Annotated in this window: 13 protein-coding genes and 1 pseudogene; 10 read left to right on the plus strand and 4 right to left on the minus strand. The window is 47.5% G+C overall.

All coding sequences use genetic code 11. From position 1 onward, the window contains the following. The 3 genes and pseudogenes from DX060_RS04815 to DX060_RS04825 form a co-directional block, all read right to left on the minus strand. The gene (locus DX060_RS04815; protein ID WP_115011402.1) at window positions 1–1,800 is read right to left on the minus strand and encodes a M3 family oligoendopeptidase; all 1,800 of its coding nucleotides are present in this window, start codon (window positions 1,798–1,800) and stop codon (window positions 1–3) included. Window positions 1,801–1,813: 13 nt separating this feature from the next. After that, window positions 1,814–4,333 carry a carbamoyltransferase HypF gene (hypF, locus tag DX060_RS04820; RefSeq protein ID WP_115011403.1) on the minus strand — a complete coding sequence of 840 codons (2,520 nt, stop codon included), beginning with the start codon at window positions 4,331–4,333 and terminating at the stop codon, window positions 1,814–1,816. A 20-nt stretch (window positions 4,334–4,353) separates the two neighbouring features. Beyond that, window positions 4,354–5,403: pseudogene (locus DX060_RS04825) on the minus strand (agmatine deiminase family protein); the annotation flags it as partial. 1,200 nt (window positions 5,404–6,603) lie between these two features. Between DX060_RS04825 and dnaB the strand changes: the two are divergent. The 4 genes from dnaB (at window position 6,604) to pstC (ending at window position 11,487) form a co-directional block, all read left to right on the plus strand. Beyond that, window positions 6,604–8,100, plus strand: coding sequence for a replicative DNA helicase (gene dnaB / locus DX060_RS04830; RefSeq protein ID WP_115011404.1), 1,497 nt, complete (start codon window positions 6,604–6,606; stop codon window positions 8,098–8,100). Window positions 8,101–8,115: 15 nt separating this feature from the next. Then, window positions 8,116–9,426, plus strand: coding sequence for a ComEC/Rec2 family competence protein (locus DX060_RS04835; protein ID WP_115011405.1), 1,311 nt, complete (start codon window positions 8,116–8,118; stop codon window positions 9,424–9,426). Between the two features lie 45 nt (window positions 9,427–9,471). Further along, entirely contained in the window at window positions 9,472–10,140 is a 669-nt protein-coding gene (locus DX060_RS04840; protein ID WP_181814191.1) for a hypothetical protein, read from the plus strand. A gap of 225 nt (window positions 10,141–10,365) precedes the next feature. Next, window positions 10,366–11,487 (plus strand): phosphate ABC transporter permease subunit PstC, encoded by a 1,122-nt coding sequence (pstC, locus tag DX060_RS04845; RefSeq protein ID WP_258552202.1) that lies wholly within the window; start codon window positions 10,366–10,368, stop codon window positions 11,485–11,487. A gap of 134 nt (window positions 11,488–11,621) precedes the next feature. Here the strand turns inward: pstC and pseB are convergent, their stop codons facing one another. Continuing rightward, window positions 11,622–12,617, minus strand: a complete 996-nt coding sequence (pseB, locus tag DX060_RS04850; protein ID WP_115011407.1) for a UDP-N-acetylglucosamine 4,6-dehydratase (inverting) — start codon at window positions 12,615–12,617, stop codon at window positions 11,622–11,624. A gap of 154 nt (window positions 12,618–12,771) precedes the next feature. Between pseB and ispF the strand changes: the two genes are divergently transcribed. From ispF to DX060_RS04880, 6 genes are read left to right on the plus strand one after another with little or no spacing between them, the layout of a single operon-like run. Beyond that, the gene (gene ispF, locus DX060_RS04855; RefSeq protein ID WP_115011408.1) at window positions 12,772–14,460 is read left to right on the plus strand and encodes a 2-C-methyl-D-erythritol 2,4-cyclodiphosphate synthase; all 1,689 of its coding nucleotides are present in this window, start codon (window positions 12,772–12,774) and stop codon (window positions 14,458–14,460) included. A gap of 4 nt (window positions 14,461–14,464) precedes the next feature. Then, window positions 14,465–15,349, plus strand: coding sequence for a response regulator (locus DX060_RS04860; RefSeq protein ID WP_115011409.1), 885 nt, complete (start codon window positions 14,465–14,467; stop codon window positions 15,347–15,349). Window positions 15,350–15,358: 9 nt separating this feature from the next. Then, the gene (locus tag DX060_RS04865) at window positions 15,359–17,440 is read left to right on the plus strand and encodes a hypothetical protein (RefSeq protein WP_115011410.1); all 2,082 of its coding nucleotides are present in this window, start codon (window positions 15,359–15,361) and stop codon (window positions 17,438–17,440) included. Window positions 17,441–17,454: 14 nt separating this feature from the next. Beyond that, entirely contained in the window at window positions 17,455–19,407 is a 1,953-nt protein-coding gene (locus DX060_RS04870) for an exo-alpha-sialidase (RefSeq protein WP_115011411.1), read from the plus strand. A 5-nt stretch (window positions 19,408–19,412) separates the two neighbouring features. Further along, on the plus strand, window positions 19,413–19,721 hold the full coding sequence (locus tag DX060_RS04875; RefSeq protein WP_115011412.1) for a hypothetical protein: 309 nt from the start codon (window positions 19,413–19,415) through the stop codon (window positions 19,719–19,721). After that, window positions 19,711–20,352, plus strand: a complete 642-nt coding sequence (locus DX060_RS04880) for a hypothetical protein (RefSeq protein ID WP_147278777.1) — start codon at window positions 19,711–19,713, stop codon at window positions 20,350–20,352. Before DX060_RS04875 ends, DX060_RS04880 begins: the two co-directional genes overlap by 11 nt. Window positions 20,353–20,365: the final 13 nt, after the last annotated feature.

Raw genomic sequence — 20,365 nt, forward strand, 5'->3', positions numbered from 1 at the left:
TTAGCCTTTATATTTTAGCTTGCGCACTTTGTAGCCACTTGAGCATAAAAGCGCGTGAAATTCTTCTAGCATAGATCGCACTTCTTGCATACCGATCTCCCAAAATGTCTCGCTCTGTATATCAAAGCCAAAGCTTTTGATAAGCGCACTTGGAGACTTGCTCCCCCCAGCACCAAGAAATGCCGTGTATCTCTCTACAAAATCAGGGCATTGCCCACTTTTATACAGCCCAAAGAGAGCTAGCACAAGCAGCTGCCCATAGCTATAAGCATAGCAGTAAAAGGGCGAGTGGATAAAGTGGGGGATATAGCTCCACCACCGCGCATAGTTTTTGGTAAGCTCGACACTTTTGCCAAACATTTTGGCATTTTCTTCCTGCCAGATTCTATCAAAGTCTGCTACTTGCAGCTCGCCCTCTTCATTGTGGATCGCTCGCTCGAAATTTGTCATCACCACTTGGCGAAAGAGTGTTGAGAAAATATCTTCTAGCTTACCGGCATAAATCCCTAAAAGCTCCTTTTTGCTTAAAGTGGATTTTAGGTGGTCAAAGAGCAGCATCTCGCCAAAGACTGAAGCGGTCTCTGCGGTGGTAAGAGGAGTATCATGGCTTAGTGTGCCGACTTTTTTGCTTAGCTCTTGGTGGATCATATGCCCAAATTCGTGGGCTATGGTGAAAGCATCGCGGCGATTGCCTGTCCAATTTAGCAGCACATAGGGGTGTGCGCTAGGCACGCTGCCGTGGCTAAAAGCTCCGCCGCGTTTGTTTGGCATAGGGTGGGAGCTTACCCAGCCTTCAGCTAAGGCTTTTTCAATGATCGCGCCAAATTCTTTAGAAAACTCTTTGTAAGTTTGTGTAACAAGCCTTAAAGCTTCATTATAGCCCATACTTGTAGCACGAGAAAAAAGCGGCGCGTATCGGTCATAGTCTTTAAGCTTTACCCCCATAAGATCGGCTTTTATGCGGTAGTAATTTTGCACGATAGCAAAGTTGCTATTTGTGGTCTCAATCATAGAATCCACGCTCTTTTGGCTGATGTGGTTGCTTAGGTGGCGTGGGGCTTCTTTGCTAGGATAGTTGCGTAATTTTGTGGTAATGGCTACATCTTTGCGCACCATATTTAAGATATAGCCTAGCAGGTGGCTAGAGTCTTTGAGACTTTTAGTAAAGGCTTTTTGCGCACTCTTGCGCTTGGTGCGTTTGGGATTATGCAGCTCTGCTAGCACTTCTTCTTCGCTTTGCTTGTGCTTGCCGATTTTTAGCGCGCTTAAATGCTCATCAAAGAGCCTGCTAAAGGCACTCACGCCCACACTTGAAGTAGCGATCAATGCTTGCTCGGCACTTAAGGAGAGCTGGTAGGGCTTATGCTGTAAAAGGCTTTGTAGATAGAAGCTATGGCTTTTTGCCTGCTTGATGAAGTCCTGCTGGATTGTGGATTCTAGCTCGCAAAACTCTAGCTCGAAAAACACAAGTAAGCTATGGGCTTCATTGCTTTTAAGCTCGTATTGGGCGTAAATATCGCCCTTTTTTGTATCCTCTGCAAAGACCAAAAACGCATAGGTCATCACCTTGCTAATGCGCTCGATAAGCTCCTCATAAGCAAGCAATGCGCTATAAAAATCCTTAGCACTAAGGGTGGCAAGGGTGTTTTGATAGCGCTTTTGGAACGCTTTGGCTTGCTTATGTGTCGCAGCGAGATAATCGTGTGCTTGCTTGGTGCTAGCAAAAAGCGCGTTTAAGTCCCAATTATGCTGGGTTTCTTGTATCTTGCGTGGGGGTTGTGGTTTTGCTGATTTTGCCATTGGGTGTGCCTTTTTATCGTGGGTTGGGATATTGTAGCATAACTCTGCTAGCAAAGATTGCTTGCCCAAAGGCTATGCCCCCATCATTGCAAGGCACAAGCGTGTGGTAGCTGTATGTAATGCCGCTTTCTTTTAGCATTGATCCTAAAATCTCGCATAAAAGCTTGTTTTGAAACACACCCCCACTTAGCCCCACGCGTATGCCATCTGCTATGATCCTTAGGGCAAAGGATTTGGCTATATGGGCTAGAGTGTAGAGAAATTTATAGGCGATATGTGCCTTTGTGGCAAAAGTGGATTCTAGGGTAGATTCTTGGGTGGCAAAGCTAGATTCTAGGGCAAGGACATCATCACAAATTGCAGCGATCATCTCCTGCCATTGGATAATGCCAGAATGTGTGATTGTATAGGGATAGGGGTCTTTGGTAGGTGCTTCTTGCGCTATGGATTCTAGCAGTGCGCCTGCTTGCCCTTGATAGGTGATAGAATCCACCAGCCCTAGCAAATGCGCCACGCCATCGATGAGCCTGCCCACCGAGCTTGTCGTATGCCCCACAGGTGGCTTTAGCTCCGCTAGGGCGATGAGCGGTGGCTCTAAGATCTGCTCATAGCGTGCTATCATCGCGCTATGCCCTGCGCACTTTGCTAGGATATAGGCGATCCTTTTAGGCTCTGTGATAGCTCTCTCTCCGCCAAGCAGAGCAAAGGGCATAAAATGCCCCACTCGCGCAATCTCCTTACAATCCCCAAGCAAAAACTCTCCCCCCCAGATACTCCCATCTGCCCCAAGCCCGCTCCCGTCCCATACAATGCTCAAAATCCGCTCTGTTTCATCGCGTGCCATTTCGCCCCAGATCGCGCAGTGATGGGCGTGGTGGTGATAGAGACTAAGATGTGTGGCACTATGCTCTTTGGCGAGATTGTGGGCTAGGGTGGTTGTCTCAAAGCGGGGGTGTGTATCGCTTATGATAAGCGTGGGGGCTGGGATATGGGGCAAGAAGACAGAGAGATTATCTTCTAAACGCGCTAGAGATTTAGGGCTTTGCAAGCTGCCCAGATAGGGCGTTAGGATAGCGTGTGTGGCAGTGGCTAGAGTGGGGGTGATCTTCTCTCCTGCACCTAGGGCGATGATACTTCTAGAATCTAGGGGGGCAGTGTTTGTGCAGGGCAGGGGCGTGATATGTGGGGTCTGCCCTCTTGCTAGGCGGATAGGGCGGATTTGCGAGTCGATGTAACGCACGATAGAATCATCAATGCCGTGCAAAATCTCTCTATCAATATCTAGCACATAAGGCGTGATATGCGCTAGGCTTGCGGCTTCTTGGGCGGTGGTGATGATAGGCTGGCTTTCTAGATTGGCACTTGTGTAGATGATGGGATTGGGGAAAATATCGAGCAAGAGGTGGTGTAAGGGGGTGTTGGCAAGCACAATACCGATAGTGTTTAGTTCGGGCTTTTGGGGTTTTGGCGTTGGCTTTGCTTTGGATTTTATGCGTGCTAGCACAATCGGCGCAGCAAGCGAAGTAAGCGCATCTTCTTCCTCCTTGCACAAGTCCGCTAGCTCTCGCGCTTGCGCTAAGTTTTTACACATTATCGCAAAGGGCTTGTGTGGTCGATTTTTGCGCTCTCTTAGGCGCGCTATGGCTTGCTCATTTGCACTATCGCAAATAAGCGCAAACCCCCCAAGCCCCTTGATACACACGATCTCCCCTTGAGCCAAAAGCCTAGCACATAGCTCAATGCCCGCATAATTCCTAGCAAGCACGCTATTTGTCCTAGAATCCACCAGCCTAAGCTCGATACTACAAGCATTGCACGAAATGGGCTGGGCGTGGTAGAAGCGGCTGCTTGGCGTGCGGAAGTCCTGCTTGCAAGCAGCACACAAGGGGAAGCCGCGCATACTCGTGCGCGCTCTGTCATAGGGCAGGGAGTCGATAATGCTATATCTCGCGCCGCAGTTGGTGCAAGCGCAGAGGTGGTAGTGGTAGAAGCGTGAGGTGGGGGAGAAAATCTCTTGCAAGCAGTCATTGCAAGTCGCGCTATCAGTGGGGATAGTGGGGAGTGTGGGGCTAATGCTAGGCGAATTGGGCGAGTGATTAGGCAAATGATTAGGCGAGCAAGGGGATAGATGTGTAGATAGATATGAGGGCAAAATGTGAAATTGCGCTTGCAAGGCGGAGAGATCAATAGCAGCTAGGCTTGGGATTATTGAAAAAGCCTTATATAAAGGATAGATAGCAATATGGCTAATGGAAGCAAGCGCAGGGAGTTTAGGGAGCAAGCTATCAAGCAAGCGCATACTAGATTCTAGCGCGCTAGGATCTAGCAAGGCAGTCGCACACGGATAGAAGCGGACAAGGCGCATAGGCTTAATGGCTCTTAGCTTTAGGTGTTTTTTTGGGCTTATAAGGACAATGGCATTGCTATGGTCGTTATACACCCCTCCACACAGCCCAAGCTCTGTGGCAGTGCGATACACAAGCGGGCGGAATCCCACGCCCTGCACCACTCCGCAAAATCGCAAAACTACCATAGCAAACCACCACAGCTACATCAGTAAAGCTGCATACTCACGCAATGCAAGCTGCCGTGCCACTCAATGAGCGTGCGAGCATTGACCCCTAGCACTGCTCTATCAGGCAAGGCTGCTTGGAGCAGCTGCAAGGCTTGCGTGTCGTTTGGGTCATTATAGAGTGGCACAAGCAACGCACCATTGACAAAGAGAAAATTCGCATAGCTAGCAGGCAGCCGCTCGCCACTCTCATCATAAATCGCGCTCACAAAAGGCAGGCGGCAGAGTGTATAAGGGCTACCATCAGCTTGCCTAAAGGCTAGGATCTCTTGCTCCATTGCTTGCAGGGCGTGGTAGTGAGGGTCACTCTCATCATCGCAGCTAATGTAGGCGATCGTATCTGGGGCTATGAAGCGTGCTAGCATATCGATATGGCTATCAGTATCATCGCCTTGTAAAAAGCCATTTTCTAGCCATAGCACGCGCGTCGCCCCTAAGGTGTGGCAGAGGGTGGATTGTATCTCTGCTTTGGTGTAGGTGGGGTTGCGGTTTGGCTCTAGCAGGCAGGTGGTGGTAGTCAGGATCGTGCCTAAGCCATCAGTATCAATGCTCCCGCCCTCTAAGATAAAGGGGATCGACTCTAGCGGAGATGACCCTAGCGCACCGAGATGATGTAGGGATTTGGTGATTTGGTTGTCAAAATTGCTGGGGTATTTTAGCCCCCAGCCGTTGAAGTGAAAATCTAGCAAGAGATTTTGCTTAGAGTCCATTACTTCACAGGTGATTACCCCAAAATCTCTCGCCCAAGTATCGTTTGTCGGCACAAAGGCTAGCGTGATTGTAGCACTAAGGGCGTGCGTGGTGTAGGGCGTGAGTGGGGGTATATCTGCGCCAAAGTGCTGGCATAGCACCGCTAGCCCTTGCGTATCGTGCGTATCTATGCACACAAGCACGCGCTCAAAGGCGATAATGGATTCTATGATGTGTAAAAAGCACTGCCTAGCTTGGTCTATCTTGCTTGCCCAATCGCTCCTAGTATGTGGAAATGCAAGTAAGATGGCAGATTGCTGCTCCCACTCTGCTTTAAGTCGTAGTTTGAACTTTTTTTGAGCAGTGTGCTTGGCTTGGTTTTCTAAAGAAACTGCGCGTTGCTTGTTTTCTAAAGAAACTGCGCTTCGCTTGTTTTCTAAAAAAGCTACGCTTTGCGATTCTTCGGCATTGTTTAAAAAAGTGGATTCTAGGTTGTGCGTTTTTTGTGTGTTGTTTGTATGGATTGCCACGCCTTGCTGTCGCAAGGCTCGCAATGACAAAAAAAAGGTTTGCTTACTAGAATCCACTTTTTGCGATGTTTTTACATTTTTGGCGTTTTTGCTGTCATTGCGAGCGGATTGAAAATCCGCGTGGCAATCCATAAATTCTGCGTTAGCAGAATAATCATTACTAGAATCCGCTTTCGCGAATTTATGGATCGCCACGACTTCCTTGCGGAAGTCTCGCGATGACAAAAAGGTGGAGTCGGCTTGCTTGTGTAGATTTTGCGCGTTTAAGCTAGAATCCACTTTTTCTAAAGAAGCATCGGCACAGCCTAAGCGGTATCCCTTGTTTTCTAAAGAAACTGCGCGTTGCGATTTTTCGGCATTGTTTAAAAAAGTGGATTCTAGGTTTTGTGTCTTTGTTTTTGTGGATTGCCACGAAAATCCTTGCGGATTTTCTCGCAATGACAAAAAAAAGGTTTGCTTACTAGAATCCACTTTTTTACTTTGTGGCTGCTTTTGATTTTCGGTGGATTTTTTACACGAGGCACGATTATCTTTCTCAAGGATTCTAGGAGTTCTAAAAAAACCTGCTGCGGCTTCGCCTTGCACCGCTGTCGCTTGTTTTCTAAAGAAGCTTCGCTTTGCGGTGGGGCTTTTGGAGTTTTTTAGGGATTTACTAAAGAAACCTGCTTGCGTGCCCCCGCCTTGCACCGCTTTGCTTGTTTTGGGGGCAGAGCAAGAGTCTGCGGCTGCCTCCAAATCCCCAAAATCTGCGGAATGCCTACCCAAAACAAGCAACGCGCTCGGCGTTAGCCGATGTTTCTTTAGTAAAGCCCAATCCCTCCCAAGCAAAGCCCAATCCCCCCTAGAATCCTTATTTTTACAGACAGCTTGCTCCATAATTCTCCTTATAAACAAGGCAAGTATTAGGCGATATTGTAGCAAAGCGCGGTGCGATTTTTGGCGCGGTTTTAAAGAAAAAGCTAGGAAAGCTTTTGTTACAATCTGCTCTTTATTAGACTCTTAAGGACAAGTATGAAGCACGATGATACAAGTGTGTATCTACTCAATGTCGAGCGAGGGCTTATCGCGGCATTTTTGTTTGATGAAGAGATTTTTACACAAGTGCAAGATAGCCTTGTGGTGGGGGACTTTTTGTTTGCCCAGCATCAAAAGATCATCGAAATAGCCCTAGAGCTGAAGCTCCAAAATCTCCCCATAAATGCCGAGTTTGTCGCCTCTAGGATCAAAGCTAGCAAAATCAGTGAAGAAGACTTCGCCCATATCATCGCCACAAGCCCTATCGCCAATGTCTCTGCCTATATCAAAGAGATCAAAACCGCTTCTATCAAACGCCAGCTTGCCTCTCTTGCGAGCAAGATCGCCGCACGCACAAGTGATGTGAGTATTGAGAGTGATGTGCTGCTTGATGAGATTGAGCGCGAGATGTATGCGATCTCTTCAAAGAGTGCGCACACAGAGTTCCAAAGCGTGCGCAATGTGATTGATAGCACACTCCAAGAAATAGAGGAGATGAAAAGGCGCGATTCTAATGGGCTTGTGGGCGTGGATACGGGCTTTTCTAAGCTTAATGACTATACCACAGGCTTTCGCGCAGGCGAGCTTATCATCATCGCCGCACGCCCTGCTATGGGGAAAACAACGCTATTTTTAAATATGATCCAGCATACACTTAATCGCGGCGGTGCAGTAGCAATCTTTAGCCTAGAGATGCCCGCTACGCAGCTGATGTTTCGTATGCTCTCTTCTCTCACTTCTATCCCCTTGCAAGATTTGCGGCAAGGCAAAATCGATGACATAGGCTTAAGCAAGCTTACAGAAACGACCCAAATGCTCCTTACAAAATCGCTCTATATCGATGATGGCAGCTCGCTTACCATAGCCCAGCTACGCTCCAAGCTGCGCAAGCTTAAATCCCAAGTCCCAAGCCTACAAGTAGCGGTGGTGGATTATCTCCAGCTTATGCGAGGTGGTGGGGGCAGAAGCGATAGTGCAAGACACGAGGAGGTGAGTGAAATCTCGCGCGGGCTAAAGACGCTTGCAAGGGATTTAGAAATCCCCATCATCGCGCTATCCCAAGTGAGTAGGGCGGTGGATTCTAGGGAGGATAAACGCCCGCAGCTCTCTGATCTAAGAGAGTCAGGATCAATCGAGCAAGATGCCGATGTGGTGCTGTTTTTATACAGAGAAGATGTGTATGCCATTAGCACGCTGCGCAACAATATAGAAAAAATCCAAAACAACCCAAAAGATGAGCAAAAAGACAGAGAGAGTCTAAAAAAGCTCCAAGTAAAGCTTGAAGAGCTGCGCACAAAGAGTATCGAGCCAGCAGAAATCATCATCGCTAAAAACCGCAATGGCGAGACAAAAACCATTAGAATCCAATTTAATAAGCCCTTTATCCGCTTTGAAGATGTGGCAAGTGGGGTGCGTGAGCTTCCCTATGAGGCTACGCAAGCCAAAATCGATGTGTCTCCAGATGTAGCTCCTGTGCAAGTTGTGCCGATTTGAGCATAGTCCAACCAAATGGCGCAAAAGACCAAAGGCTCACCTTATGTCATCGCGCTTTTTTCGCCTAGGCAGTGGGTGGTAGCATATCTTGTGTTGTTTGTGCTGCTGCTAGGGCGTGTGGGGCTTGAGTATTATCAATACTTGCAGCTACCCTTTGCCGCGCCCAAAGAGCTAGAAGCCATCGTGCAAGCCCAATATACAAAGACCAAAAACAACGCGACATATTTTGTGCTAAAGCTTAGATATAACGCCCATACACTCTACACCACTTCTAAAGAAGATCTAAAGCCCCTGCAAGGGCGCAGCGTGCGGATCTATGGCAAAATGGGGAGGGATTGTAGCTTTGTGCAGTATTTACAAAGCTGCTTTTTCTTAAACTTTTCTCTAGCGACTCTGCCCAATAGGCACAATACGCAGCCTTTAGTCGATGCGATTTATACGCAGCATACAAATCCTATGCACGCAAGCTTATTTAGCACGCTGTTTTTTGCCACGCCGCTAGATAAATCGTGGCGTGAAGTGAGCAATAAGCTAGGGCTAGCGCATATTTTTGCTATTAGTGGATTCCACTTGGGGATCATTTCCTTTGTGCTTTTTGCCTTGCTAGCACCGCTATATCGCGCGGTGCAAAGGCGGTATTGTAGCTATCGTAATGAGATCTATGACCTAGGCTTGCTTGTGTTGCTAGCACTTTTTGGATATTTGTTTGTGCTAGATTTTACACCTTCGTTTTTGCGGGCGTTTGTTATGGCGTGTATGGGCTATGTGCTGTATATTTCAGGCTTACAGATTGTAAGCTTTGCTATGTTGGCATTTGTGGGCGTGGCGTGTGTGGTGCTATTTCCTAGCGTGGCGTTTAATCGTGGGTTTATCTTATCAATGGCTGGGGTGTTTTATATCTTTTTGTTTGTGCGCTATGTCCATATTTCTGGCTCGTGGCTTAGGCTAGGTGTGCAGATTCTAGGGCTTAATTGTGCGGTGTTTTTGAGTATTATGCCTATTGTGCATTACTTTTTCCCATATTTTTCGCTCTATCAATGTGTCTCAATCCCCATAAGCATTGCTTTTGTGGTGATTTTCCCGCTTGTGGTGAGCTTGCATAGTGTGGGCTTGGGCGGGGTGTTTGATAGGATTTTAGATGTTGTGCTTGCGTGGCAGATCCCGTATATAGAGGTTTATACACCGCTGTGGTTTTTGGGCTTGTATGTGGGGGTAAGTGCTTTGGCGATGATCACGCGCTATGGGTATTATGCGCTGCTTAGTTTGGCGGTGGGATTTTATGGGTATTGTGCATATAGGCTATATTTGGGAATGCCTTTTGCTTAGTTTGGTAGAAATTAGCAAGCTTGGGAGTGTTGCGTGCAAAGAGTAGTGAGTATGCTAAGTAGCGTGGTATTTGGGGTGTTTTTGCTGGGCTGTGCGAGCAATCTTATAGAGATGAAATATACTTCTTCAATCCAGCAAGGCTATGGATTTACTATCAATGCCCCTGTGATAATCACCGCCCACAAAGGCGATTTACTCGCTGCTTCGTATATACCCTTTATCAAGCAGGCATTAGAAATGCGCGGATTTAACTCCCTATACACACAAGGGCAGATCCCAGAAAAATCTGCCCGCAATATCATCTATGTGAGTTTGGTCAAAGTGATGAGAAGCTATCCAAGCTCTAGTGTGCAGTATATCCCTTCAAAAATGATCGATCGCTCCGCGTGCTTCAACTATGATGGAATGTATTATTGCAGGGAGCAGACTTATCCTATCATCACAGGCTATACCACCTCGCTCAATCTTTTTACAGAATATCACTTCATTATGGATTGGTATGATAACTATATGAAAAAGCGGATTTTATATGTCGATGGCTCTATCCAAGATGGCGCGTGTATTTATGAGGGAATCTATCAAGATCTAATCCAGCAGACAATCTCTAGGATCGACTTTAGCAGGGGCGAGAGCTATAGCTATAGCGCGCCGCTGTCTTATTATAATTTCAACTGCCTAATTAGCCGCACAAAAATGCTTGGCACAAAGAAATAGGCTTATCTAGCTTCCTATTCACTTGAGGCTTGCTATCGCTTGTATTATGGATCGTAGAGGCAAGCAGCCAAAGCCTAAGCACCAAGCCTAGAATCCACTTTATGGATTATTATGCGCCTTTGTGTGGTGATGTTTGGGTTGCGCTTTTACAGAATCTTTACAAAAGGGCTTAGAGTTTTTACACGGCGGGGCTATAATCGCACAAAGCTCACACAAAGGCACCTTATGCCAAAAGCCAAATCATCAGCCAGAAAAATCCAAGTCCAATTCCACCTAGCCCAGCGCAATTACAAGCGCATTATTAAGCGTATGCGCACAAGCTTGCTTGATCCCCTTGATCCCATAGAGGCTACCGCGCAAGCTCCAGCTACTTCTGCTACTCAAGACCTTGCGCCTACACAAGCATTTGTGCAATCGTGCAAGCAGCTTTTGCGCACAATTAGGGCAAAGGCGTTGCGTGGGATTGCCGTTGTGCTAGAGATGCCCTATAAGCACGAAGCGCGTGTGGCGTGCCTAGAGTTTGTGATGAGCGTGCTTTTTGCCTTTTGCGCGCTTTTGTGTGTGGTGGCGGTGCTTGCGATTTGCTTTTTTCTCTTTGGTAAGGCGGTGCCTACGATTATGGAAGTGGGAGTGTGGGACTTCTTGCTAGGTGATAGGTGGATGCCTACAAGTGAAGTCTTTGGGATTTTCCCGATGATTATCGGCAGCCTGCTTGTAAGTGTGCTATCAGTGATTATGGGGGCGGCTGTTGGCGTGCTAAGTGCGGTGTATCTCGCGTATTTTTGTAAGCAAAGTATGCTAAGGATTCTCACTCCTTGTGTGGAGCTACTTGCTGGGATACCATCGATTGTGTATGGATTTTTTGGGCTTGTTGTGTTGGTGGAGTTTGTGGATTTTTTCGCTGATAATGGTGGGAAAGGCTTGCTGACAGCAAGTCTCTTGCTAGCGATTATGATTTTGCCCACGATTATTTTAATCTCTAAAACAAGCATAGAAGCCGTGCCAAAGTCCTACTATGAAGGTGCCATAGCCCTTGGGGCGAGCAAGGAGAGAGCGGTGTTTTTTGTCGTGCTAAAGGCGGCTAGAAGTGGGATTCTAGCGAGTATCGTGCTAGGTATGGGGCGTGCGATTGGCGAGGCTATGGCGGTTATCATTGTCGCAGGCAATCAACCCCTAATCCCAGAATCCATAACCGATGGCGTGCGCACGCTAACGACAAATATCGTTATGGAGCTAGGCTATGCAGAGGGCTTGCACCGCGATGTGCTTATCGCTTGTGGGGTGGTGCTATTTGCCTTTATTTTGCTGCTTAATCTTTGCTTCCGCGCTGTTGCAAAGAGATTGTAAGCAGAGAGGGATTCGGTCGTGGGGGATTTGGCTTTTCTAAAGAAACATCGGCTAACACCGAGCGGTATCCCTTGTTTGCTAAAGAAACCTGCTTGCGTGCTGCCGCATTGCCTACCCAAGACCGAATCGCTCCGCTAAAATCCTCGTTGCAATACTTCTAAAATCTCCCTATCATCAAGCCAGAGCGTATTAGTAGCACTTGAGTATTCAAAGGCTTCTTGCACACGCACGCCCCTTAGCCCATTAGCACTCACACTATAATCAATAGGCGTTTGAAACACAATGCTAGGCTCAATCACATAAAAGCTTTCAAACTCATAGCAATGCCTAGAGTCATCTTCTGGGATCATCACTTCGTGCAGCTTTTCCCCCGGGCGGATTCCTATAAACTTCATAGGCAGGTGCGGGGCTAGGCAGCGCGCTAAATCGGTGATTTTCATACTAGGGATTTTAGGCACAAAGATTTCGCCCCCGTGCATCCGCTCCAAACTCTTTAGCACAAACTCCACCCCAGAATCCAGCGTGATAAAAAACCGCGTCATTCGCTTATCGGTGATTGGCAGCTCTTTTGCGCCTTGCTCTACAAGCTTTTTGAAAAATGGCAGCACACTCCCCCTAGAGCCTAGCACATTGCCATAGCGCACCACGCTAAATCGCGCCCTCTTGCTACCTTTGATATTATTAGCACTGATGAAAAGCTTATCCGAGCAAAGCTTGGTCGCGCCATAGAGATTGATAGGATTGGCAGCTTTGTCGGTGGAAAGGGCGATGATATGAGAGACATCATTAGCTAGGGCAGCTTGGATCACATTGCTAGCCCCTAGGATATTGGTCTTGATACATTCTATGGGGTTGTATTCTGCTATGGGGACATGCTTTAGCGCAGCAGCGTGGATACAGACATCAACGCCAGCCATAGCGGATTCTAGCCTAGCTTCATCGCGCACATCGCCGATGAAATAGCGCATTCTTTTGTCATTAAAGCTCTGGCTCATTTCATACTGCTTCAATTCATCGCGACTATACACGATCACACGCGCTGGCTTATACCGCTCTAGCACCTTAGCGACAAATCTCTTGCCAAAGCTCCCTGTGCCACCGGTGATAAGAATACTCTTGCCTTCTAGCATAGATACTCCTTGATATAGGGCTTTATGCTATATTGAAGCACGATTTATTCCACCTTATTTATGGTGGTGTGCTTGTGTATCGGCAATCACATAAGCAAAAAAAGTTTAAGCAAAAGTAAGTATAATTTTGTAACATTCACGATAAAGGTTTGCGGTGTATAGAAACACAACACAACTTCAACTAGACCCTACGCAAGCGACCGCCCCTAGCGAGAGTTTGGTGCCACAAGGGGCGTCTATCGCGCTTATCCTTATGGCAGCTGGCAGCTCAAGCCGCTTTGCGCAAAGCTCGCCTAAAACACACGCTATCAAAAAGCAGTGGCTACGCATAGGCGAGAAGCCATTGTGGCTTTTTGTCGCAGATACACTGAGTGCGATGTATCCATTTGTGCAAATCCGTATCACTGCAAGCGAGCAAGAAGCCTCCTATATGCAAAAGCTTTGTTCCTATGAAATTGTCATTGGCGGGGAGACTCGTCAAGAGTCTTTGCGCAACGCACTTCAAGGCATTGAGAGCGAGTGGGTGCTTGTGAGTGATGTGGCAAGGGCTGGGATTGTCGCCGTAGCGAGAAAAATCATTTCGGCACTTATTGTAACAAGTTTGGATTCTAGGGATAAGGCTCAAACGCAAAGCAAGCAACGCGCAGCTTCTTTAGAAAAAGTGGATTCTAGGGGAAATGTGGATTGCCACGCCGCAGCTCACGCAGCGGCTCGCAATGACAGAGAAATAGCCACTAGTGAAAAAGTGGATTCTAGGGATAACGCTCAAAATTTAAACAACTCGCAGGCGGAAGGATTGTGCGGCAACAATACAGAAGCTCAAAATGTGTTTTGTAGCCAGCTCGCAGGCGGAAGGATTTTTCTAAAGAAACATCGCTTCGCTCGTTTTGATGAAAAAGCGGGGTTGTGCAGTGGCGAGCAAGGAGATAAGACTTGGGCGTCTATCGACGCAGCGAGCCATAAACTCCCCGCTTTTTCGCAAAAAGCCAACGCCCAAAACACACAAGTCGATTGTGTCGCGCCGATTTTAGCGGTCCCTGACACTGCCATATATAATGAAAGCTATATCGATAGAAGCAAGCTTTTTAGAGTCCAAACGCCCCAGCTCTCGCGTGTAAGCGCATTACGCGCCGCACTAGAATCCACGCAGGATCAAGGCACCGATGAAAGCTCTATCATCAAGGCAAATGGCGGGATCGTGCGCTATATACAAGGGGATAGGGCATTAGAGAAGCTAACGCTAGCTAGCGATATGGCGGCATTAGAGCAGATTCTAGGGCAGGCGCAAAGCTGGCAGCACGCCGCGCCCTTTGCGCCTATGCCGACTTTGCGCGTGGGGAATGGGCTTGATGTGCATAGCTTTGAGATAGGCAAGGTGATGAAGCTAGGTGGCGTGGTGATAGAGAGTGAGTTTGGGTTTAAAGCCCATAGCGATGGCGATGTGGCATTGCATAGTGTGATTGATGCGATTTTGGGGGCTATGGGGGCTGGGGATATTGGCGAGTGGTTTCCGGACTCTAGCAGCGCGTGGGAGGGGGCGGACTCTGCGAGATTGCTAGAGATTGTGTGGGGCTTTGCTAGAAGTGTGGGCTATGAGCTATGCAATCTTGATCTAACCATTATCGCTCAAAAGCCCCGCCTTGGCGCATATAAGCAGCCTATACGCGCTAGGATCGCTGAGATTTTGGGCGTGCCTTTGAGCGCGATCAATGTCAAAGCCACCACGACAGAGCAGCTAGGCTTTGTGGGTAGGGCAGAGGGGGTGTGTGCGATGAGTAGCGTGTGCTTGCGGATTGTGTCTTTTGCAGAAGTGGCACAGAGTTATCAATTGTATAAAGGATAGTGTTATGAAATTACTCATTTTAGAAAATGAAGTCTATCTGGCTCAAAGTATCGCAGGCAAGCTTAGTGATGTAGGCTATGAATGCACCATTAGCCAAAATATCCCCAAAGAGCGCGTGGATTATCACGCGATTTTAATCTCATCAAATATCTATAATCAAAATTGCGAATTTTTCATTAGACAGCATAGTGATTCTATCATCATTATGATGATCTCTTATATCAGCGATGATACCGTGAGTAAGCCGCTGCTAGCGGGGGCTAGGGACTATGTGCTAAAGCCCTTTATGATCGATGAGCTTGTGCGCAAGATCCGGCATTACAATGAATTTGCCAAAAATAAGCAAGTGCTGGATTTTTATAATGCGTATTTTGACTTCATACAAAAAGAGCTAAACACCCCAAGCCTTTTGCAATATAATCCGCCTTTCATCATCAAAAGCACCTCCCAGCGTAGCGCGGATATTTATGCGATGAAATATGCTAGAGAGAAAAATATCTTGTTTGAGTTTGTTACACTAAAGGACAAGGAGTATAAAAACATCTTCAAAAATCCCCCACAAAAGCGCAAAATCTACTATATCACCAATCTTGAAGAGCTAAAGCGACAGGAGAGGAAGGAGTTTTTAGAGCTGGCACATAGGTATCCTTTGATCATTTCATTTATCTCCACAGATAAGGTGAGCTTCCAGCAGGTGATTGACATCTCCCATATCCCAAACACCCAGGAGCTAGGCGGGGATATTATGTCTATACACGATTATGTAAAGACCATTATCGCAAAGTTTGAGAGCCGCTATCCTGATATTGAGCTGGCTAAAAAGCTTGGTATGAGCAGGAAGAGCCTGTGGGAGAAGCGCAAGAAATATGGGCTTTTGCGCAAGAAGTAGGGAGGAGAGATGAGAGAAAGTGTGTCGATGGGGTGTATGGGGGATTTGGTCTTACTAAAGAAACATCGGCTATCGCCGACCGCTTCGCTTGTTTTGGGTAGGCATTCCGCAGATTTAGCAAATTTTCTAAAGAAACATCGCGTTGCTTGTTTTGGGACAACCGCAGACTCTTGCTCTGTCTCCAAACAAGCACAGCGCAGTTTCTTTAGAATTCCTAGAATCCTTGAGAAAGACAATCAGGGCGGTTTTGAAAAATCCACCGAAAATCAAAAGCAGCCGCAAAGTAAAAAAGTGGATTCTAGGAGCAACGCCCTTTTATCGTCATCGCGAGCTTTGGCACAAGACAAAGCGGGGCAATCCACACAGCCACAAAGCCTAGAATCCACTTTTGAAAAAACCGAGCAAAAAACGCAAAAAGCGGATTCTAGGGATAATGTCCTTTTATCGTCATCGCGAGACTTCCGCAAGGAAGTCGTGGCGATCCATAAATCCGCACAAGTGGATTTTAGTGATGACTATTCTGCTTCCGCAGAATCTATGGATTGCCACGCGGTGCAAGCGGTGCTGCCAATGACAGAAAAAAAAGCCGCAAACAAAAAAGCGGATTCTAAAAAAACTACACAAAGCATAAAAAAGCCGCAGAACAAAAAAGCTGAAATTCTAAAAGCGGATTCTAGCGATAGCGCAAACATTTTAAGCAAGTCGCAAGTTTCTTTAGAAAAGCCAACGCCCAACACACAAAAAACGCCCAAAGCCAAGCAGACAAAGGATTCTAGGATTTTGGAGCTAGAATCGGGGCTTTTACTAAAGAAACCTGCTGCGGCTGCGCCTTGCACCGCTTCGCTTGTTTTCAAGCCGCGCAAGGAGATAAGACTTGGGCGTCTATCGACGCAGCGCGGCGATGAAATCCACGATTCTAGCCCAAAAGCCGAATCCACTAAGCCCAAGCCTAGAAAAGCTCTCTATATTGACAAGGAAGCCATAAGCTCCCTAGCCCTAGTCCAAGAAGGCTTGCTCTCCCCCATAGCAAGCCTTGCCAATAGCAAAACGCTAGATTTAAGCAAAGATTCCTACCTCACGCCCTTTGTGCTAAACCCAGCAGGCAAGAGAAATCGCAAAGTCCTAGAATCCACCAAGCCAAATGAAGTGCTTGATATTGTCTTTGAGCAAAGGAGTGTGGGGTATTTGAGAGTTGAAGAAGTGTTCCCTATCGATCGGCACGCACGCACGATCCAGCTCACAGGGCTACAAGGTGGGGCGGAGTTTGATAGGATCTACTCGCGGCTTGGGGATTATGCGGTGTGTGGGGAGTATCAAGTGGATTTCCCGGATATTAAAGAAGCTAAAGCAAGCTTGCAGGAGCAGATCGCCACGCATAATGCCAAGCATATCACAGGGCTTGTGCTTGATGGACAGGTCTTCCACAATGCGCACGAAGCCTTTATCCGCGATGCGCTTTCAACGAGTGATTTGGTCGTGCTATTTTTGCTAAAGCCCTATCGCGATACGCTTATCCACTATGATATGCAAAAGCAATGCGTAGAATTTGCGATGAGGCATTTTCTCGTGAGCGATAGAATGTGCATTATCCCTCTTGATGATACCTATCTCTTTATGGGGACAAATAATGTGCTTTTACACGCAATGGTGGCTAGGAACTACGGCTGCACGCATTTCATCGTCTCTGATAATACCCCTAATCTCTCGGTGTTTTATGAGCGCAATACTTTGTATTCTGTGCTGGATATGGTGAGCGGGATTAGCACGAGTATCAAGGGTGGGTATGTGTATTGCAACACTTGTCAAATGCTTATCAATCGCACGACTTGCCCGCACGGCAAGCACCATCACATCAGCTACAACACAGAGTCGATTTTAGAGTTTTTTAAGGTGGGACTGCTGCCTCCTAGCGTGCTTGTGCGCCCAAGTATCGCGGCAAAGCTTTTAGCCCATCTTTTCCCCAATCGCTTTAGCAATCTCCAAAAGCTCTACTATGATCTTATGCCATTTGATGAAGGCGTGCTGCTGCCAAAGAGTGAAGAGGACTTCTACCTAGAGCTTATGCGACTCTATGAGCTGCGCAGCAAGTAGGGGTGATGGCATAGATGAGCAAGCGGGCGGAGTGGCTGTGCCTGGGCGTGATTGTGGGCTTGCTGCTGGGGGCTTTGGGGTATGTGAGCTTTAGGCACAAGCTTCCTAGCCCTAGTGTCTTTGCCATAGATTCTAAAGTGGATTCTAGTAATACTCCCATTTTTGCTGCAAAAAATATGGATTGCCACGCGGATTTTCAATCCGCTCGCAATGACAGAAAAAACGCGATATGTGAAAACGCAGTTTCTTTAGAAAACAAGCGACAGCGGTGCAAGGCGAAGCCGCAGCAGGTTTCTTTAGAAAACAAGGGATACCGCTCGCCGTTAGCCGATGTTTCTTTAGAAAAAGCGGATTCTAGCTACTTTGCTATACCAAACCCCACGCCAAGCGCGCACGCAAGCACGATCATCGCCCTTGATACAGCGCGTGTCGCCCCGCATTTGCGCGATAGCTATGGCTTTATGGCTTTGTTTTTTGCTGGGAGTAGGGAAGGGGCGAGAGATGTGGGGATCTACCAAAGCTTTTTTATTAGGGAGGGGAGTCTAGAATCCACTTTTTCTAAGGGGGATTCGGTCTTACTAAAGAAACATCGGCTATCGCCGACCGCTTCGCTTGTTTTGGGTAGGCATTCCGCAGATTTAGCAAATTTTGGGACAACCGCAGACCATCAGTCTAGCTCTGCCCCAAAATTTGCTAAAGGCTACGAAAGCCCCACCGCAACTCCTAGAATCCTTGAAGAAGACAATCAGGGCGAGTGTGAAAAAAGCGCAGCTTCTTTAGAAAACAAGGGATACCGCTCGGCGTTAGCCGATGTTTCTTTAGAAAACAAGCGACAGCGGTGCAAGGCGAAGCCGAAGCAGGTTTCTTTAGAAAAAGTGGATTCTAGTGATGAAGCAATGGATTGCCACGCCGCTGCTAGCGCAGCGTCTCGCAATGACAACAAAAAAGCTTTTTTTCAAAACGAGAATTTTAATAAAAATGCTCAAATTTTAAACACGCTGCAAAACGCAGAAGCTGAAAATGTGTTTGATAAAAACGCCGCAGGCGGCAGGATTTTTCTAAAAGTGGATTCTAGGAAAAAAGCGGAAAGTGTGTTTGATAAAAACGCAAAAAATTTAAACAAGTCGCAGGCGGAAGGATTTGAGATGGGAAAACAAGGCGTAGCCGCAGTTTCTTTAGTAAATCGGGGTTTTCAAGCTAGGGGCGAAGGGAGTTACCTAGTGGGTAATGACCGAGACCCTAGCGAAGAATCCACAATTTATCGCAAAAAGCCAACGCCAAAAACACAAAAAAAGCCAACGCCCAAACCACATTGGAGCACCCCTAGAGAAATCCTAACCCCCGCCATCCTCTCCCGCCTTAGTGGCAAATTTATCGCCAAGCTTGGCAATCCTGTGAGCTTTGTGGATACTCTAGGGAGGGTGCATTTGTTTGTCGTGGGGGTGAGTCTTGGGGGCTGGGCGACTAGCAGGGTGTATTGGCTGGAGTTTGATGAGTCTTTGGAGCATTTGCACTTTAGGCAGGAGCTTGCCCTAAGCCCCTTTGCCAATCTCTCATTCCTTGTGCGTAGTCCTGCCTTGCTGCTAGAAGATGGCGGATTTATCTTGCCTATTTATCACGAGCTAGCGCGCAAATATCCCCTGCTTGTGCGCTTTGACTCTGCGCTTAGGCTAGAATCCACTTTTTTACCACTTCCGCATATCGGCGCAAAGTCCCTATCTAAGCTGCAGCCAAGCTTCACCCCCTTAAGCGCGACAAAAGCCATAGGCGTGTATCGCAACTACACACCAAGTGCTATGCAAGTGAGTTTGTGTCAATTACAAGGTGATTTATCGTGCCAGCCCCCAAAGCCTAGCAATCTTATCAACTACAACAGCTCTTCTGTGCTTTTTAGCGTAGATGGGCTTGTGTTTTTGCTCCATAATAGCCCCCCCCCTACGCGCTATCGCCAAAATCTCCTAGCCTAGATTCTATGCTGCAAGGCGCACTTCCGCACTCAAGGGAGCAGCTGCATATTTTCGTGCTTGTGCCAGAGAGCCTAGATGGCTCTCAAGTGGAGTTTGCGCCTGTGTGCTTGCTTGATCGTGTGGAAAATGCCGAAGTCTCCTACCCTAGCGTGGCGCATAATGAAGAGCTCGTGCATATCGCTTATACTTACAAACGCGCCTTTATCCGCACTGCCTTGCTCCCTAGAGCTACCCTTGTGCAAAAGGCTCGCGCTGTGCTGGATCCTAGCTACCCTACTAGTAGTGCAGGCTGGATAAGGGCGTGTGATGATTAGCGTTGGGCTATGCTTTTTGGCGGTGCTACTTTGGGCGTTGCATACATTGCGCTATGGATTTGTGCTAAGTGTGTGCGTGGCTTTACTGCTCTATGGTGTGGAGATCCTAGGATATAGTGCGTGTGGGTATTATCTCTCGTGCTTTGGGGAGCCAAGCGTGCTTAGTGTAGCCCTTAGCGTGCTGTATTGCGCAAAGATCGCGTTAGTGGATTCTAGCGTGTCGCTAGAGCATAGAATCTCTATGGGAGCTATTGTGGCTAGGGTGGCAGGGCTAGCTATCTTGCCTTATGGAGTGATGCTAGTATGGGCGGTGCTTGGGCTGTGGCTATACCTTGGGGCATTGGGCATAGGCTTAGTGGATATTTACCACATAGATTCTAGGGTGCAAGTGGTGATTATATCGGCGTTCATCGCTATATCAGCGGTATTTTCACGCATTTTTGCTCTGCTTGCTTGCGTGGGGCTTTGGCACCAGATTTGCACCGCTCAGGGGCTATATGATGGCGTGCTTGATGTGGGGCTGTGGCTTTGGTGTGTGCTTGGGCTTTTGTGGAGGTGGGGAAGTAGGCTTTTCAAGGGATTCGGCTTGTGGGCTAGAATCGCGGATTTCTTCGCCGCGCTTCATCGATAGACAATCAAGTCTT

The organism is Helicobacter canis, from assembly GCF_900451095.1.
In the GTDB taxonomy this organism is placed as follows: domain Bacteria; phylum Campylobacterota; class Campylobacteria; order Campylobacterales; family Helicobacteraceae; genus Helicobacter_B; species Helicobacter_B zhangjianzhongii.

Coding starts and splice junctions, on each gene's coding strand:
- pstC (WP_258552202.1), top strand. CDS start 10,366: ATGCCAAAAGCCAAATCATCAGCCAGAAAAATCCAAGTCCAATTCCAC.
- hypF (WP_115011403.1), bottom strand. CDS start 4,333: ATGGTAGTTTTGCGATTTTGCGGAGTGGTGCAGGGCGTGGGATTCCGC.
- DX060_RS04870 (WP_115011411.1), top strand. CDS start 17,455: ATGAGCAAGCGGGCGGAGTGGCTGTGCCTGGGCGTGATTGTGGGCTTG.
- DX060_RS04815 (WP_115011402.1), bottom strand. CDS start 1,800: ATGGCAAAATCAGCAAAACCACAACCCCCACGCAAGATACAAGAAACC.
- DX060_RS04875 (WP_115011412.1), top strand. CDS start 19,413: ATGCTGCAAGGCGCACTTCCGCACTCAAGGGAGCAGCTGCATATTTTC.
- DX060_RS04865 (WP_115011410.1), top strand. CDS start 15,359: ATGAGAGAAAGTGTGTCGATGGGGTGTATGGGGGATTTGGTCTTACTA.
- DX060_RS04860 (WP_115011409.1), top strand. CDS start 14,465: ATGAAATTACTCATTTTAGAAAATGAAGTCTATCTGGCTCAAAGTATC.
- pseB (WP_115011407.1), bottom strand. CDS start 12,617: ATGCTAGAAGGCAAGAGTATTCTTATCACCGGTGGCACAGGGAGCTTT.
- dnaB (WP_115011404.1), top strand. CDS start 6,604: ATGAAGCACGATGATACAAGTGTGTATCTACTCAATGTCGAGCGAGGG.
- DX060_RS04835 (WP_115011405.1), top strand. CDS start 8,116: ATGGCGCAAAAGACCAAAGGCTCACCTTATGTCATCGCGCTTTTTTCG.